We start from the raw sequence: 16,153 nt of genomic DNA, 5'->3' as shown, positions 1-16,153 counted from the left end.
CGGCTTGGCGAGAGAAGGGATGCGGCAAAGCGCCGGCCAGATCCGTGGACCGGTGACGGTCATGAAAAAAGCCGGTCGAGCCGGCTTTCTTCATGATTCGAACGCAACCTTACTGCGCAGGCGCGGGAGCAGGCTCGGTGGCCGGCGGGGTCGCCGGGGCGGCCGGATCAGCCGGCGCCGGTTCGGTCTGCTGCGCATCGGGCAAGCCCTGGGTCGTGGTGCTGTCGGTCGAGTCGCTGCAAGCGGCTACGCTCAACAGAGCCAGGGCCGAGACGGAAGCGAGAATAAGTTTCTTCATCACATATCTCCTCATAGGCCGCCTGCACCCCAGTAGGCGGTCGAGGAGAAAATGCCGACATCCATTTTGAGTTGCGTCACAACATCTGACAGCCGTTAACATTTCGTCAGAGGCCGGCTGAAGCTAGAGGCTGGCGGCAGCGCGCGCCGCCTGGTCGTACTGGCCCGACAGCGCCCGCATCAGGGCGGCGACGCGGCTCATGTCCTCTTCGTCGAAAGCCATGCCCTTGACGCTAGAGGCCAGCAGCTCTTCGCGCACTTCATGATAGCGCCGGCACGCCTCGGCGCCCGCGCTGGTGACCTTCACGGTCTTTTCCTTGCCGCGCCGGCCGGTCGAGATCAGCTTGAGGCCTTCGAGCTTCTTCAGCGCATAGGCGACGACGTGCGTGTCCTCGACGTTGAACATCATGCAGATGTCGGCAAGCGTTTTTTCGCGGTCGCGATGGTTGGCCGCGTGAAGCACGAGCACGTCGATCGCCGCCAGACCAGGCACGCCGGAGGCGCTCATGGCGCGCACGATCCAGCGCTGAAAGGCGTTGGAGAGCACCGTCAGCGCGAACTCTACCTCCGACAGCGCCGGAATCTGGCCTTCGGCGAGATGGGCCGCGGAAACGATCGGGCCAAGTGGAGAGGTTTTCTTTGCCATGGCTACACCGTCAATTTATCGACAAAACGTTGACGAAATATCGCCGTTCTGTTTTATACGACTTCACGTGAAAATCAAACACGGACTTGCGGGAGAGCAGTGATGCCGGCGAATAGATGGGACTTCTGGATCGACCGCGGCGGCACCTTCACCGACATTATCGGCCGTGACCCCGAAGGCGGATTGCATGCCAGAAAGCTGCTGTCGGAAAACCCCGAGGCTTACCGCGATGCGGCGATCCAGGGCGTGCGCGACCTGCTCGAACTGAAACCAGGCGACGCCATTCCGTCGGGCCTCGTCGGCGAGATCAAGATGGGCACGACGGTCGCCACCAACGCGCTGCTGGAGCGCAAGGGCGACCGCGTGCTTCTCCTCATCACCAGGGGATTTCGCGACGCGCTGCGGATCGCCTACCAGGCGCGGCCGGACATCTTCGCCAAGGAGATCATCCTGCCCGAACAGCTTTACGAACGGGTGGTCGAGGTCGACGAGCGCGTGCGCGCCGACGGCACGGTGGAGAAGCTGCTCGACATCGAGGCGGTGAAGCCGGCGATCGATCAGGCGAAGAAGGATGGTATCGACGCCGTCGCCATCGTCTTCATGCACGCCTGGAAATTTCCCGAGCATGAGCAGGCCGTCGCGAAGGTCTGCCGCAAGGCGGGCTTCTCGCAAATCTCGGTGAGCCATGAGGTGTCGCCGCTGGTGAAGCTCGTCGGCCGCGGCGACACGACGGTCGTGGATGCATATCTGTCGCCGATCCTGTCGCGCTATGTAGAGCAGGTGGCGCGAGAACTGGGCACCTCGCCCACCTCCCCCTCTCAGGGGGGAGGTCGCGCCGAAGGCGCGGGTGGGGGTGACCTTTCCGGCAACGCCGCGCACCCCACCCCGGCGCTGCGCGCCGACCCTCCCCCTCGAGGGGAGGGTGAAGAGGCGCCACGCCTCATGTTCATGATGTCGTCGGGCGGGCTCACCGCCGCCGACATGTTCCAGGGCAAGGACGCGCTGCTGTCGGGTCCGGCGGGCGGCGTGGTCGGCATGGTGGAGACCGCGCGGCTCGCCGGCTTCGACCAGGTGATCGGCTTCGACATGGGCGGCACCTCGACCGACGTCGCGCATTATGACGGCGAATACGAACGCGCCTTCGACACCGAGGTGGCGGGCGTGCGCGTGCGTGCGCCGATGATGCGCATCCACACGGTGGCGGCAGGCGGCGGCTCGATCCTGCATTTCGAGGCCGGACGTTTCCGCGTTGGCCCGGATTCGGCCGGCGCCAATCCGGGCCCCGCCTGCTATCGCCGCGGCGGCCCGCTTGCGGTGACGGACGCCAATGTCATGCTCGGCAAGCTGCAACCCGATTTCTTTCCTGAAATCTTCGGGGCCGGGCAGGACCAGCCGCTCGACACGGACGTCGTGCGCAAGAAATTCGCAGCGCTTGCCGACGAGATCGGCGACGGCCGCTCGCCGGAAGCGGTGGCGGAAGGCTTCGTCACCATCGCCGTCGAGAACATGGCGAACGCCATCAAGAAAATCTCGGTGCAGCGCGGTTATGACGTGACCGGCTATCTGCTGAATTGTTTCGGCGGCGCCGGCGGCCAGCACGCCTGCCTGGTGGCGGATGCGCTGGGCATGCAGTCGGTGCTCATCCACCCCTTCTCCGGCCTGTTGTCTGCCTACGGCATCGGCATGTCGGGCGTCTTCGCCTCGCGCCAGCAAGGTTTCGTCCGCCCGCTCGCCGACGAGAATGCGGGGGAAATCCGCAGCACGGTCGACATTCTGTGCGAGCCTGTCATCGCGGAGCTCGTGGCTCAGGGCGTGCCGGAGGACTCCGTGTCGTGGCGGCCGATCCTGCATGTGCGCTACGACGGCACCGATACGGCGCTGCCCATCAACTATGCGAGCTACTCCGTCGCCGAGGCGAGAGCCGCCTTCGAGACGGCGCACAAGGCGCAGTTCGGCTTCACCTATCCCGACAGGACGCTCGTCATCGAGACGGTGGAGATCCAGGGACAGGACGGCCGCGTCGCCGGCCGTGACGAGACCGACCGGCCACTGTCGGAGGAGAAGCCGCACGCGGCGGAGTCGCGAAAACTGTTCTGCGGCGGCGAATGGCTGGATGCGCCGGTGTTCCGGCGCGAGGCGCTGGCGACTGGCCAGAAGATATCGGGGCCGGCGCTGATCATCGAGAGCCACCAGACGATCGTCGTCGAGCCCGGCTGGGGTGCGGCGATCACCGCCAAGGACCACGTGCTTCTCTCGCGCATCGAGAAGAAGAAACGGCAGGCAGCCCTCGGCACGGAAGCGGACCCTGTGATGCTGGAGGTCTTCAACAACCTCTTCATGTCGATTGCCGAGCAGATGGGCGTGACGCTGCAGAACACGGCGTCCTCGGTGAACATCAAGGAGCGGCTCGACTTCTCCTGCGCCGTGTTCGACCGCACCGGCGCGCTGGTCGCCAACGCGCCGCACATGCCGGTGCATCTGGGCTCGATGGACCGCTCGGTCGAGACGGTGATCCGGCTGAACCAGGGCGACATCCATCCGGGCGACGTGTTCGCGCTGAACGCGCCCTATAATGGCGGCACCCACCTGCCTGATATCACCGTGGTGACGCCGGTGTTCGACGATTCCGGCAAGGAAATCCTGTTCTACTCGGCATCGCGCGGCCACCACGCCGATGTCGGCGGCACGGCGCCGGGCTCGATGACGCCGCTGGCGACGACGGTGGACGAGGAAGGCGTGCTGATCGACAATTTCCGCATCGTCGAGGGCGGCACCTTCATGGAGAAGGAGCTTTTCGCGCTGCTGACCGACCACCCCTACCCTGCCCGCAACGCGGCGCAGAACGTCGCTGACCTCAAGGCGCAGATCGCCGCCAACGAGAAGGGCGTCGCCGAGCTCAGGAAGATGGTCGCGCATTTCGGGCTCGACGTGGTCGAGGCCTATATGGGCCACGTGCAGGACAATGCGGCCGAGAGCGTGCGCCGGGTGATCGAGAGGCTCCCGGACAATTCGGCCTACGAGTACGCGACCGACACCGGCCAGTCGATCAAGGTGAAGATTTCGGTGGACCGCGACAAGCGCGAAGCCACCGTCGACTTCACCGGGACGTCGCCGGTGATGAAGAACAACTTCAACGCGCCGGAGCCGGTGGCGCGCGCGGCGGTGCTCTACGCCTTCCGCGTGATGGTCGAGGACATGATCCCGATGAATGCCGGGTGCCTGAGGCCCATCAACATCGTCATCCCCGAGGGATGCATGCTGAGGCCCGCCTATCCGGCGGCGGTCGTCGCCGGCAATGTCGAGACCTCGCAGCACGTCACCAACGCGATGTTCGGCGCGATGGGCGCGCTGGCGAACGCGCAAGGCACGATGAACAACCTCACCTACGGCAACGCGAAGTACCAGTATTACGAGACGATCTGCTCGGGCTCGCCGGCCGGCCGCATGAATGACGGGCGCGGTTTTGCCGGCACGTCGGGCGTGCACACGCACATGACCAACTCGCGCCTCACCGACCCCGAGGTGCTGGAGCTGCGCTTCCCTGTCCTGCTCGAGGATTTCCACATCCGCGAGAACTCCGGCGGCAAGGGCAAGTGGAGCGCCGGCGACGGCACCCGGCGCACCATCCGCTTCCTCGAGAAGATGGAATGCGCGATCCTGTCGTCGCACCGCAACCGCCCGCCGGAAGGCATTGAAGGTGGCGGCAATGGTGCGGTCGGGAAGACGGAGGTGCGCCGTTCGGATGGCCGGATCGAGACGCTGAAGGCCTGCGACCAGACCGTGCTCGAGGCCGGCGAGGCGGTGATCGTGACGACGCCTACCGCAGGAGGATTCGGGCGAACCTGAGCGGAACGATCGGCGACGTGGGACCTTGTGCTAAGTTGGGCCACAGGTCAGATCAATCATGAGCCGAAAGCTACTCACGCCCCGATCAAGCGAAGAAGTCGAGATCGTCCGCCTGAAAATTCCGGCGGGCGACCAAGTGCCCAACAATGCCGATCACCCGGCCGTCATCGCACGCGACGCGCTTGGCGGCGCCCATGACGACCGCGCCGTCTGCGGCCTGATGGAGCGCAACGGCTGGGGCGGAACCTGGACATGGACCGTTTTCGACTACCATCACTTCCACCCGGATGCCTTCGAGGCCTTGGCGGTTGCGTCCGGCTCAGCGACGCTGATGCTCGGCGGGCCGCAGGGCGAGACTGTGGAGGTGCGGGCCGGCGACGTGATGATCCTGCCGCCCGGCTTCGGCCACCGGCGCCTCGCCATGGGCGACGGCTTCCAGATCTGCGGCGCCTATCCTCCGGGCCAGGAGAACTACACCGTCGTCCGCGGCTCGTCCGGTTACGACGACGCCATGCGCAGGCAGATCGCAGCCGTCGCAAAACCGCGGACTGATCCGGTCTGGGGCGCGGAAGGGACGTTGCTAAAGGCGCTTCTCGGCCGCGCCTGATGACCTATTCCAGGTCGGCCTGGATCCAACGGGATGAGAGGTGGATGGACACCGTCTGCAGCCGCCCCGGACCGAGATTCACGAATTTGTGCGGCACGCCGGCGGGACCAAGCACGGTTTCGCCGGCCTCCGCATCGATCACCTCGTCGCCGACGAAGAAGCGGACCCGGCCTTCCTGGATCACGAAGACCTCGTCATAGGGGTGGACGTGAAGCTTCGGCCCGCGCCCGGGCTCGTCCGTGCCATAGGTCAGAACCGTGACCTGCGTGGCCAGCGCCTCGCCATTCACGGACCCGCGATTGGGGCCGCCGAGCGTACCGTCGAAGAGCCGTGCCTTTGCGGGCCGGCGGCCATCCGGCGTGACAGCAGCCGGATCGAAATCGTGTCGAGCCATGCTTCCTCCCTGGATACCGCCGGAAAGATGGCCGACCGGCACACGCCAAGGCAAGCACGAAGGCGCCGCCGCGCTTCTTCGCGCCGCTGTCTACTGTCATCCACCTGTCATCGCGGCGCGATACCCGCTTGCGGAACACAAAAGCGGGAGATTCACCCCTATGACCGACCTTTCGAGCGAGCTTGGCTTTCGCAGGAACCGCCAGCTCGGCAAGGCCGTCTATCAGAACAGGGCGCTCTCCCGTGCAGGCTTCTCGGAACGGCTCTTCGCGTTCCTCTTCACCGGTCTGGTCTATCCGCAGATATGGGAGGACCCGGAGGTCGACATCGAGGCGATGGACCTGCTCGAAGGCCACCGCGTCGTCACCATCGCATCGGGCGGCTGCAACGTGCTCGCCTATCTGACGCGCTCGCCAGTCCACATCGATGCCGTTGATCTCAACACCGCCCACATCGCGCTGAACAGGCTGAAGCTCGCCGCGGTGAAGCACCTGCCGGCGCAGGGCGATCTTTTCCGCTTCTTCGGCGAGGCCGGCAACCGCACGAATTCCGTCGCCTATGACCGCTTCCTCGCGCCACATCTCGACGCCGCGACGCGACGCTACTGGGAAAAGCGCAGCTGGCGCGGACGCCGGCGCATCGAGACCTTCGACCGCAACTTCTACCGCACCGGCCTGCTCGGCCTTTTCATCGCGGCCGGCCACAGGGCGGCGCGGCTGCATGGCGTCGACCCGGCGGCCATCCTCAAGGCGGGGGATCTCGCCAGCCAGCGCCGCTTCTTCGAGGAAGAGCTGGCGCCGATCTTCGACCGCAGGCTGATGCGGATGGTGCTGTCGAGGAAATCGTCGCTGTTCGGCCTCGGCATCCCGCCGGCGCAGTATGATTCGCTGATCACCTCGGGCGACGGCTCGATGGCGAGCGTGCTCAAGGCGAGGCTGGAGAAGCTCGCCTGCGACTTCCCGCTGAACGACAATTATTTCGCCTGGCAGGCATTCGCGCGCCGCTATCCGGCATCAGGAGAAGGCGCTCTGCCCGCCTATCTGGAACGGGCGAACTACGAGACGCTGAAGGCGAATATCGGGCGCGTGGCCGTGCACCACGTGAACTTCACCGAACTGCTGGCGGGAAAACCGGCTTCGTCGGTCGACCGCTTCGTGCTGCTCGACGCACAGGACTGGATGACCGACGCGCAGCTCAATGCATTGTGGACGGAGATCACCCGCACCGCCTCGCCCGGCGCGCGCGTCATCTTTCGCACCGCCGCCGAAGAGAGCGTTCTGCCTGGTCGCGTGTCCGACGCGCTGCTGGCGCAGTGGCGCTACGCCGCCGAGGAGTCCCGGCAATATCTCGCGCGCGACCGCTCGGCGATCTACGGCGGCTTCCACCTCTACGTGAAGGGGTAGACATGAGCGCGGCCGCTCACACGCATGCTGAACTGATGGACGGCGTCTACCGGTATCAGCGTCATGTCTACGATCTCACCCGCAAATATTACCTGCTTGGCCGCGACCGGCTGATTGAAGCGCTGGACGTGCCGGCCGGCGGCACCGTGCTGGAGATCGGCTGCGGCACCGGCCGCAACCTGGTGAAGGCGGCGCGCGCCTTTCCGCAGGCCGAGTTCTGCGGCCTCGACATATCGGCCGAGATACTGGAGACGGCGTCGATGACCATCGGCCGGCGCGGCCTGTCGGGACGCGTGACGCTTGCCTGCGGGGACGCAGCCGACTTCGATCCGCAGGCGCTGTTCGGCCGGCCGGGTTTCGACCGCGTCTTCGTCTCCTATTCACTGTCGATGATCCCGGAGTGGCGGCGCACGGTGGCGGCGGCGCTTGCCGCAGTGAACGACGGCGGCTCGCTGCATGTGGTCGATTTCGGCCGGCAGGAGCGCCTGCCCCGCTGGTCGAAGACGGCGCTGCGCGGCTGGCTGGCGAAATTCCACGTCAGCCCGCGGGATTCGCTGCGCGACATCCTCGAATCGGAATCGCGCCGCGTCGGCAAAAGCCTCACCTTCGTTTCGCTTTATCGCGGCTATGCCGTGTACTCGGTGCTGACGAAGCCCTGATTGCCCGACGCTGCACCGGCTGCCATTCTTCCGCCATCGATTTGCCGTGTTTTGCCCGACGAGGATTCGCAGCCTGCGGTCGCGCCATCAACCGAAAATCAACCATGATGGCCCAACGATGCGCTCTTACGGCAGGGTGACAGGCAGTGCGGCATGGCCGCAAGGGTTCGGGGACGGATGCGGGAGAGGCGGTTCAACAGCGTGGGGATTTCGGCTGCCGGGCAGCCGGCGGCCGCGCGCGCCTTGCGCAACCTTGCCGCCGCAGCAGCGCTTTTCGCGGTTTCCGCCTGCTCGGTCGCCGACGGCCTGTCTCCGGCCTCGCTGTCGGCCAGTTCCGGCTCGCCCTCGGTCGCGGTGACGCATCCGCGCTTCGAGGATACCGACCCGCACGAATGGGACAGCGGCGCGCCCTGGACCTACGCCGTCCACGGCACCGACGTGTCGAAATACCAGACCTCCATCGACTGGCACAAAGCGCGCGCGAGCGGCGTCTCCTTCGCCTTCATCAAGGCGACCGAAGGCGGCGACCGCATCGACAGCTATTTCGACGAGCACTGGCAAAATACCAAGGCGGCCGGCGTGCCGCGCGCCGCCTATCACTTCTTCTATTTCTGCCGCCCCGCCGCCGAGCAGGCGGCCTGGTACATAAGGAACGTGCCGAACGATCGCGCGGCCATGCCGCCGGTGCTGGACATGGAGTGGAACCCGGACTCGCCGACCTGCAAGAAGCGGCCCGACCCGGCCACCGTGCGCAGCGAGATGAAGACCTTCCTCTCGATCGTCGAAAGGCATTACGGCAAGCGGCCGATCATCTACACGTCGGTCGACTTCTTCGACGACAACGGCCTGTCGAGCTTCCGCGGCTACCCGTACTGGCTGCGCTCGGTCGCCGGCCACCCGACCCAGAAATACGCCGACCACCCCTTCACCTTCTGGCAGTACACCGGCACGGGCGTCGTTCCCGGCATTCGCGGCAACGCCGACATCAATGTCTTCAACGGCAACATGGCGGCGTGGAAGAAGTGGCTGAAGCAGAATGCGACTTAGGGGAGTAGGGGGATAAGGGAGTAGGTTAGTAGGGGAACTCACTTCCTATTCCCTACTAACCTACTCCCTTATCTCCCCTAGTCCGCCATCGTCTCCAGGCTCGCCAGACCTTGCGGCGCGTCGCCTTCGTCGAAGGGCGTGGTGACCTCGACGAAGGTGTCGGGATAGAAGCCGTTGAAGCGGGTCCTGAGCGACAGCGAATAGGCGCCGATGTGGCCGATCTCGATCCAGTCGCCGGTATCGACCGTCTCCGGCAGCCAGAACGGCCGCGACAGGATGTCGACCGAATCGCAGGTGGCGCCGCACACCTTGAAAGGTACGATGTTCTTCTCGCTGCCGTTGCGCGAGCGGATCGCGGGATCGGGGATGAAGCGCGCCGGCAGCGTGATCTTGCCGGTCCATGAATCGGACAGCGACGCCCAGATGCCGTCATTGATGTAGAGCCGCCTGCCCTTGCGCAGCAGCACACGCACGATGAGCGACAGGCAGCGCGCGACGATGACGCGTCCGGGTTCGGCGACCAGCGGAATGCCGTCGAAGCCATATTCCTTGATGTCGCCGGCAAGCCTGGACATCAGCTGGCCGAGCGACGGCATCTCGACCTGCTTGCGGCTCGGATCGTTGCCGTATTCGGCGGGGAAGCCGCCGCCCACGTCGAGCCCCGCGAGGTCGAACGAAAGCCGGTTGCGCACCCAGTCGGCGGACGCCAGCGCCCGCTCGTAGGTGTCGGGGTCCTCGATCTGGCTGCCGACATGGAAGCAGAGCCCGACCCGGAAGCCGGTGCGGTTCAGCCGCTCGGCGAGTTCGACGGCGTTGGCCGGCCCGGCGCCGAATTTCTTCGACAGTTCGTAGGCCGCGTGTCCCTTGGTCTGGATGCGCACGAAGACGGTCAGCGAGCCGGGGTCGAGGTCGAGCGCCCGCACCACCCGCGTCACCTTGGTGATCTCGTCCTCGTGATCGACCGCGATGACTCGGATGCCATATTCCTCCAGCGCCAGCCTTATGTCGGACTGCGCCTTGACCGGGTGCATGTAGAGCATCTCGGCATCGGGCGCGACGGCACGCACCGCCGCGAACTCGCCGGGCGAAGCGACGTCGAACGCCGATACGCCGGCTTCGGCGAGCGCCTTCAGGACGATCTGTTCGCCATTGGTCTTGACCGCGTAGGCCGTCTTGCCGGGGAACATCTCCATGAATTGCCGGGCGTCGGCCTTGAGCACCTCCGGACGGAAGCAATAGACCGGCTCATCGGGACGAAGCGCGCGGGCCGCCGCGCGGGCATTCTCGAATCGCTGCAATGGCCTCTCCTCGGCTGGCGGTCGGAATCTAGAACAAGCTAGGGCACAAAGAAATCCGTTCCATGACGGACGGCAGCGGCGCGTCCGATGCGGCCACCGGCGGAAAACGGTTGCGGCAGAGCAGGAAGCGGGTGGCGGGCGGACGATGTCCGAGACTAGCTAGGCCCGGCACGGAGGAAGAGGCATGGCCGAGGTCACTGTAGCGCCGGCGACGCAGCGGCGGATGTCTGCCTTCGACTGGGCGCGGGTCCTGCTGCTCGGCGCGATCTGGGGCGGCTCGTTCTTCTTTGCCCGCATCGCGGTCGCCGAGATGCACCCGCTGACGCTGGTTCTGTTCCGGGTCTCGATCGCGGCAGCGGCGCTGCACCTCTATCTCCTGGTCGCCGGACCGTCCTTCCGGCTGGCGCTGCCGCTGGCGGGCAGCCTTTTCCTGCTAGCGCTGGTCAACAACGTGGTGCCCTTCTCGCTGATCTTCGCCGGCCAGACGGAGATGGGCGCCGGACTGGCCGCCGTCCTCAACTCGACGACGCCCTTCTGGACGATCCTGCTCGCCAACGCCGTCACCGCCGACGAGAAGCTGTCGCTGAACAAGGTCGCCGGCGTGCTGCTCGGCATTGCCGGCGTCGCCGTGATGGTGGGGCCCGGCATCGTCGCCAGCCTCGGCGGCCCGGTCTGGGCGAAGTTCGCCATCGTCGGCGCGTCGCTCTCCTACGCTGTGGCGCTGATCTTCGCGCGGCGCTTCCGGACCGTGTCGCCGGTGGTGGTGACCACCGGCCAGCTCACCGCCTCCACGATCATCATGGTTCCGGTCGTGCTGCTGTGGAACGGCCCGGCCGGGCTGTTCGCGGCGAGCCCGCCGATCTGGGCCGCCATATTCGCCCTGGCGCTGGTGTCCACCGCCTTCGCCTACATCCTCTTTTTCGGCCTCATCGGCTCGGCCGGCGCCACCAACGCATCGCTGGTGACGCTGGTCGTGCCGGTCGGCGCCATCCTGCTCGGCTTCGTCTTCCTTGGTGAAAGGCTTGAGCTTTTCGAAGTCGCGGGAATGATTTTGATCGGACTCGGCCTGATCACCATCGACGGACGGATTCTCGGGCGACGCTAGGGCATGACCCTGCGGCAACAGGGCTGCGACGCCCATTGCTGTCACAGACCCGCCATATTTTTTCCACAACACCTAAAATCCGGATTGCCTATAAATTCCGTAGACTTAAGCGGATCGGCAGGTCGCTTTTTCCATAATCACGTCGCATTGCAGCAAAATTTCCGCTTGCCTGTTGCCTCAAGTCACCTAGACTCTCGCCATAGTTTCTCAAGTGAGGAGGCTACGTATGGGTCTTACACGGCCAATCAATGCACTCATGATTTGTGCTGCGTTTGCTTTTATCGGCGCCCTCATAATGGGAGTTCTTCCGTAAGCGGAAGCGAAGGGACATGACAACGGCCTGAAAAGGCGGTGAAGATTTGAAAAGGCCGGGCAGATGCCCGGCCTTTTCGCATTTCGCCCGCGCTTGCCTTTACCTCAGGCGGCGGCAGAGGCCGGAACCCCGGCCGAATGCGCCCTGATCCCGATCATGTGGCAGACGGCGACGACCAGGTCGGCGCGGTTCATCGTGTAGAAATGGAAGTCCGAAACGCCCCGTTCCACGAGGTCCATGACCTGCTCGGCCGCGACCGCGGCGGCCACCAGCGCATGGGTCTGCGGATCGGCTTGAAGCCCGTCAAAGCGCTCGCCGAGCCAGGCCGGGATATGCGCGCCGCAACGTCCCGAGAAATTGGCGACCTGGGTGAAATTGTGGATCGGCAGCACGCCGGGCACGATGGGGATGTAGATGCCGGCGCGGCGGGCGCGCTCGACGTAGCGCTCGTAGAGGTCGTTGTCGAAGAAGAACTGGGTGATGGCGCGCGTCGCGCCATTGTCGACCTTGCGCTTCAGCATCTCGATGTCGGTGGCGAAGTCCGGGCTCTCCGGATGCTTTTCCGGATAGGCGGACACGGATATGTCGAAATCGCCCTGCGCCTTCAGCGCGGAGACGAGTTCGGCCCCGTTGGCATAGCCGCCGGGATGCGGCTGGTAGCGGGCGCCGACGCCGGCGGCGGGGTCGCCGCGCAAGGCGACGAAGCGCTTCACGCCCATGCCGGCGAACTCGGCGATCACGGTGTCGATGTCGCCGCGCGTGGCGTCGACGCAGGTGAGATGCGCCGCCGGCGTCAGCTTCGAACCGGTCAGGATACGGTTGACGGTGCGTGCGGTGCGCTCGCGCGTCGAGCCGCCGGCGCCGTAGGTGACGGACACGAAGCGGGGAGCGAGCGGCTCCAGCCGCTGCACCGTGTCCCAGAGCCGCGTCTCCATGTCGTCGGTCCTGGGCGGAAAGAACTCGAAGGAGACGGCAATCTTCTGGCCGATATCAGGGCGGCGGGAGAAATTCGGTTCGTTCATCAGGCTGTCTCCCTTTCGCCGGCGCGGGTCGGTTCGGCAATCAGCCGGCGGCGGTCGCGACCGAGCCAGAGCTTCACCGTCAGCCGCGCCTCGGAGCCGCCACGCGGCTCGAATTCCTGGCTTTCCTCGAGGTCGAGACCGGCTTCTGAAAACCAGTCCGCGATCTGCTTGTCGGAAACGCCGAGGCGGATATGCGCGTGCTCGTCGCGCAGGAACTCCAGCGCATGCGGCGCGAAATCGACGACGATCAGCCGGCCGCCGGGGCGCAGCAGGCGCGCCGCCTCGCGGACGGCCAGCGCCGGGTCGTCGAGATAATGCAGCACCTGGTGGATGGTGACGAGGTCGAAGCTGTCGCGTTCTACCGGCGGCGCATAGATGTCGCCCTGGCGCACCTGCGCATTGCCGACGCCGGCCTTGTCGAGATTGGCGCGGGCGACGGCCAGCATCTCGCGCGACATGTCGATGCCGACGCCGCGGCGATAGAGCGGCGCAAAGATTTCGAGCAGCCGGCCGGTGCCGGTGCCGAGGTCGAGCATGGACTGGAAGGGACGCTTGCCGACCAGCTTCAGCAGCGCCGCCTCGACGGCGCGGTCGGAGGCATGCAGCGAGCGGATCTCGTCCCAGCTTGCGGCGTTGTCGGAAAAATATTCGGCCGCCCTCGCCTGCCGGCGGTGCTTGACGGCGGCCAGCCGCTCGAGATCGCGCTCGATCTGCGGATCGCCGGCATTGAGGCGGCCGACGATGCCATGCACGAAATCGCGCGCCGTATCGTCGTCGGCGATGCGGAAATAGGCCCAGGACCCCTCCTGGTAGCGACCGATCAGGCCGGCATCGAGCAGAAGCTTCAGATGGCGCGAGACGCGCGGCTGCGACTGGTTGAGGATCTCGGTGAGGTCGGAGACGGTAAGGTCGCCGCGCGACAGCAGCGCCAGGATGCGCAGGCGACTGGTTTCGGCCGCCGCCTTGAGGGTGTCGACCAGATCGTCGAGTGTGGCTGTCATCGCGTTGCCGTCACGTTGCGGTCTCTGTAATTCAGATATAAAGATATCTTTATGTGCAATTCGCTCCCTTGGCAACCGTCAATGTCGCAGGCGGACAAGAAAATGGCGCGGACGTTTCGAAGGGAGGCAATCCATGTTTGAAGCGCGCGAGGGTGAAATCGCGCTGGCGGACGATCCCGCAGCGATGGCGGCGGATGCCCATCTGGTCTTCATCGGAAGCATCCGCTCGCCGTGGAAGACAAGGGCCGACTGCCCGAAGAACATGGCCGCCGCACGCGCCTCAGGCGAGCAGGCGAGCCTGGAGATCGAGCCGCAGTACCGGCCGGGCCTCGCCGGCCTCGCCGGCACCAGCCATGTCGTCATCCTGTCCTGGCTGGGTTTTGCGCCGCGCAACCTGATCGTCCAGCATCCCCGCCATGCATCGGCGCCGAAGGGCGTGTTCGCGCTGCGCTCGCCGGCCAGGCCGAACCCGGTCGGGCTGCATGTCGCGCGCCTCGTCGCGCTCGATGCCGAGGCCGGACTGCTCACGCTCGACGCCATCGATGTTCTCGACGGGACGCCGGTGATCGACCTAAAACCCTATTTCGCGTCGATCGACAGCTTTCCGGACGCAGCGCCGCCACGCCACAAGGACGCGCCTTGATCGCCACCACGAAGCGCCGCAAGGCGATCGCCGAGGCGCTGACCCTGCTGCTGCCGGCCGCGCCCTATTCCGAGATCGAGGCGATCCGCGCCGAGGCCGGTTCGAGGCACATGAAGGAACTGCCGCCGTCGATCGCGGTGTGGCTGGCGACAGTCGCGCATGTGCGTCACCAGCACACCGACTACGAACAACTGCTCGCCGAAGGCTACGACCGCGACGCCGCGCGCTTCTTCGTCATCGACCGCACCAACGAGGTGCTGACCTCATGGCGCGCCACGAGGCTGCTCGATCCCGACGACGACGATCTTTGAGCGGCGCTCCTTCCAGCCGGCAATATGCGCACCTAGATATGGGCTGGCGCGAGGCGATCACGATTCCAAGTCCGGGCCGTGCGGCCTGGACCCACGGAGGCTTACACCATGACATCCAAGGTTTGGTTCATCACCGGCTCGTCCAAGGGTTTTGGGCGGGTCTGGGTCGAAGCAGCGCTGGCGCGCGGTGACCGCGTCGCGGCGACGGCGCGCGACGTCAGCACGCTGAAAGACCTCGTCGGCAAATATGGCGACGCCATCGCAGCGATAAAACTCGACGTCAACGACAAGCGCGCCGTCGAGGCGGCGGTCGCCGAAGCACACCGGCGCTTCGGCCGGCTCGACGTCGTCATCAACAATGCCGGCTACGGCCTGTTCGGCGCCATCGAGGAGATCAGCGAGGCGGAAGCCCGCGCGCAGATCGAGACCAACGTCTTCGGCGCGCTGTGGGTGACGCAGGCCGCGCTGCCGATCATGCGCAAGCAGGGCTCGGGCCACATCATCCAGATTTCCTCCATCGGCGGCGTCAACGCCTTCCCGAACCTCGGCCTCTACCACGCCTCGAAATGGGCCCTCGAAGGCTTCAGCCAGTCGCTGGCGGCGGAAGTCGCCGCGTTCGGCGTCCATGTGACGCTGGTCGAGCCGGCCGGCTTCTCCACCGACTGGAGCGGGCCGTCGTCGAAGCGGGCAAATCCCATCGAGGCTTACGAGCCGGCGCGCGAGACGATGAAGGCACGGCGTGCGAATGTGGTGCCCGGCGACCCCGAGGCGACCGGGCCGGCGATGCTGGCGCTGGTCGACGCCGCCGAGCCGCCGCTGCGCGTCTTCTTCGGCGACGTCGGCCTGCCGATGATCAAGCAGGAATATGCTAATCGCATCGCCCTATGGGAGAAGTGGGACCACATCGCCGATCTCGCGCAAGGGTCAGCGAAGAACCGCAAGGCAGAGGCCGCCTGACCGACCACAGCTTCGTGTCCGAAGCCGCGCCGACCTTTTGGCGCGGCTTTTTCGTGCCCTCCCCGACAGCCGGATCAACAACCGAATCCGCAACAGCCGCGGCGGCTTTACCGCGGCTGGCTTCGAGCGTAGCGTGACGCCGGGCCGGGAGCTTCGTGAAGGAGGATCGCATGCCTGCCGCTCTTCGACAGACAGTGCTTGCCGCCATGCTGGCCGCCGCGTCGGTGCCCGCGCTCGCTGCCGACTATTCCTGCGAGGGCGGCCTTGTCCCCTCCGGCCAGACGATGATCTGCTCCGGCTTCGAGCCGAACTGGGCGATCAGGCTCACCTGCAGCGGCGGGACGATGAGTTCGACATTCGTCGACGCCTTTTCCGGCTCGGACATCCAGGAGACGCCGGGCACAGTGACCTTCTCCTCGAACGATCCCTGGACCTTCGAGACCAGCCATCCGGTGAAAGGCACGATCGCTGCGACGCCCGGCGGCTGCACCGACGAAAGCGACGCCGTGCGCGACTTCACCATCACGCCGACGGCCGCGCCGGGACTGAGCGGGCCGTTCTTCCCGTTCTGCTGCCGGATTCAGTGACCTACAAAAAAGCCGGGC

General features: G+C 65.9%; 16 protein-coding genes. 10 read left to right on the top strand and 6 right to left on the bottom strand.

Annotated features, from left to right (window positions below):
- Positions 1 to 109 precede the first annotated feature (109 nt).
- Complete coding sequence (locus D8676_RS08475; RefSeq protein WP_121580388.1) at positions 110 to 298, bottom strand: hypothetical protein; 189 nt, start codon at positions 296 to 298, stop codon at positions 110 to 112.
- Between the two features lie 123 nt (positions 299 to 421).
- Entirely contained in the window at positions 422 to 943 is a 522-nt protein-coding gene (locus D8676_RS08470) for a winged helix DNA-binding protein (protein WP_121580387.1), read from the bottom strand.
- A gap of 102 nt (positions 944 to 1,045) precedes the next feature.
- Between D8676_RS08470 and D8676_RS08465 the strand changes: the two genes are divergently transcribed.
- Both D8676_RS08465 and D8676_RS08460 read left to right on the top strand, forming a co-directional pair.
- Positions 1,046 to 4,789: a hydantoinase B/oxoprolinase family protein gene (locus D8676_RS08465; protein WP_121580386.1), complete on the top strand. Its 3,744-nt coding sequence runs from the start codon at positions 1,046 to 1,048 to the stop codon at positions 4,787 to 4,789.
- Between the two features lie 58 nt (positions 4,790 to 4,847).
- Positions 4,848 to 5,396, top strand: coding sequence for a cupin domain-containing protein (locus D8676_RS08460; RefSeq protein ID WP_121580385.1), 549 nt, complete (start codon positions 4,848 to 4,850; stop codon positions 5,394 to 5,396).
- Positions 5,397 to 5,400: 4 nt separating this feature from the next.
- Here the strand turns inward: D8676_RS08460 and D8676_RS08455 are convergent, their stop codons facing one another.
- Complete coding sequence (locus D8676_RS08455; RefSeq protein ID WP_121580384.1) at positions 5,401 to 5,790, bottom strand: cupin domain-containing protein; 390 nt, start codon at positions 5,788 to 5,790, stop codon at positions 5,401 to 5,403.
- Positions 5,791 to 5,950: 160 nt separating this feature from the next.
- On the opposite strand from D8676_RS08455, the gene D8676_RS08450 reads away from it, so the two are divergent.
- The 3 genes from D8676_RS08450 (at position 5,951) to D8676_RS08440 (ending at position 8,898) form a co-directional block, all read left to right on the top strand.
- Positions 5,951 to 7,192 carry a DUF3419 family protein gene (locus tag D8676_RS08450; RefSeq protein WP_121580383.1) on the top strand — a complete coding sequence of 414 codons (1,242 nt, stop codon included), beginning with the start codon at positions 5,951 to 5,953 and terminating at the stop codon, positions 7,190 to 7,192.
- Positions 7,193 to 7,194: 2 nt separating this feature from the next.
- The gene (locus D8676_RS08445) at positions 7,195 to 7,851 is read left to right on the top strand and encodes a class I SAM-dependent methyltransferase (RefSeq protein ID WP_121580382.1); all 657 of its coding nucleotides are present in this window, start codon (positions 7,195 to 7,197) and stop codon (positions 7,849 to 7,851) included.
- 243 nt (positions 7,852 to 8,094) lie between these two features.
- Positions 8,095 to 8,898: a glycoside hydrolase family 25 protein gene (locus tag D8676_RS08440; protein WP_245426683.1), complete on the top strand. Its 804-nt coding sequence runs from the start codon at positions 8,095 to 8,097 to the stop codon at positions 8,896 to 8,898.
- Between the two features lie 77 nt (positions 8,899 to 8,975).
- Here D8676_RS08440 and D8676_RS08435 read toward each other — a convergent pair whose 3' ends face one another.
- Positions 8,976 to 10,196, bottom strand: a complete 1,221-nt coding sequence (locus tag D8676_RS08435; protein ID WP_121580380.1) for an alanine racemase — start codon at positions 10,194 to 10,196, stop codon at positions 8,976 to 8,978.
- A 184-nt stretch (positions 10,197 to 10,380) separates the two neighbouring features.
- Here D8676_RS08435 and D8676_RS08430 point away from each other — a divergent pair, with 184 nt between their 5' ends.
- Positions 10,381 to 11,301: a DMT family transporter gene (locus D8676_RS08430; protein WP_245426670.1), complete on the top strand. Its 921-nt coding sequence runs from the start codon at positions 10,381 to 10,383 to the stop codon at positions 11,299 to 11,301.
- Positions 11,302 to 11,718: 417 nt separating this feature from the next.
- On the opposite strand, the gene metF is transcribed toward D8676_RS08430, so the two are convergent.
- Positions 11,719 to 12,636: a methylenetetrahydrofolate reductase [NAD(P)H] gene (gene metF, locus D8676_RS08425; protein ID WP_121580379.1), complete on the bottom strand. Its 918-nt coding sequence runs from the start codon at positions 12,634 to 12,636 to the stop codon at positions 11,719 to 11,721.
- The gene (locus tag D8676_RS08420; protein ID WP_121580378.1) at positions 12,636 to 13,637 is read right to left on the bottom strand and encodes a metalloregulator ArsR/SmtB family transcription factor; all 1,002 of its coding nucleotides are present in this window, start codon (positions 13,635 to 13,637) and stop codon (positions 12,636 to 12,638) included. Before D8676_RS08420 ends, metF begins: the two co-directional genes overlap by 1 nt.
- Positions 13,638 to 13,770: 133 nt before the next feature.
- Between D8676_RS08420 and tsaA the strand changes: the two genes are divergently transcribed.
- The 4 genes from tsaA to D8676_RS08400 all read left to right on the top strand — a co-directional run bounded on the left by tsaA (position 13,771) and on the right by D8676_RS08400 (position 16,135).
- Complete coding sequence (gene tsaA, locus D8676_RS08415) at positions 13,771 to 14,280, top strand: tRNA (N6-threonylcarbamoyladenosine(37)-N6)-methyltransferase TrmO (RefSeq protein WP_121580377.1); 510 nt, start codon at positions 13,771 to 13,773, stop codon at positions 14,278 to 14,280.
- Entirely contained in the window at positions 14,277 to 14,591 is a 315-nt protein-coding gene (locus D8676_RS08410) for a DUF2293 domain-containing protein (RefSeq protein WP_121580376.1), read from the top strand. The genes tsaA and D8676_RS08410 overlap by 4 nt, the downstream gene beginning before the upstream one ends.
- Before the next feature lie 108 nt (positions 14,592 to 14,699).
- On the top strand, positions 14,700 to 15,548 hold the full coding sequence (locus D8676_RS08405; RefSeq protein ID WP_121580375.1) for an SDR family oxidoreductase: 849 nt from the start codon (positions 14,700 to 14,702) through the stop codon (positions 15,546 to 15,548).
- A 170-nt stretch (positions 15,549 to 15,718) separates the two neighbouring features.
- Positions 15,719 to 16,135, top strand: a complete 417-nt coding sequence (locus D8676_RS08400) for a hypothetical protein (RefSeq protein WP_121580374.1) — start codon at positions 15,719 to 15,721, stop codon at positions 16,133 to 16,135.
- Positions 16,136 to 16,153: the final 18 nt, after the last annotated feature.

Origin of the sequence: Mesorhizobium sp. YM1C-6-2 (genome assembly GCF_003666685.1) — a bacterium.
In the GTDB taxonomy this organism is placed as follows: Bacteria; Pseudomonadota; Alphaproteobacteria; order Rhizobiales; family Rhizobiaceae; genus Mesorhizobium_K.
This window is presented reverse-complemented; position numbering and strand designations above follow the sequence as displayed.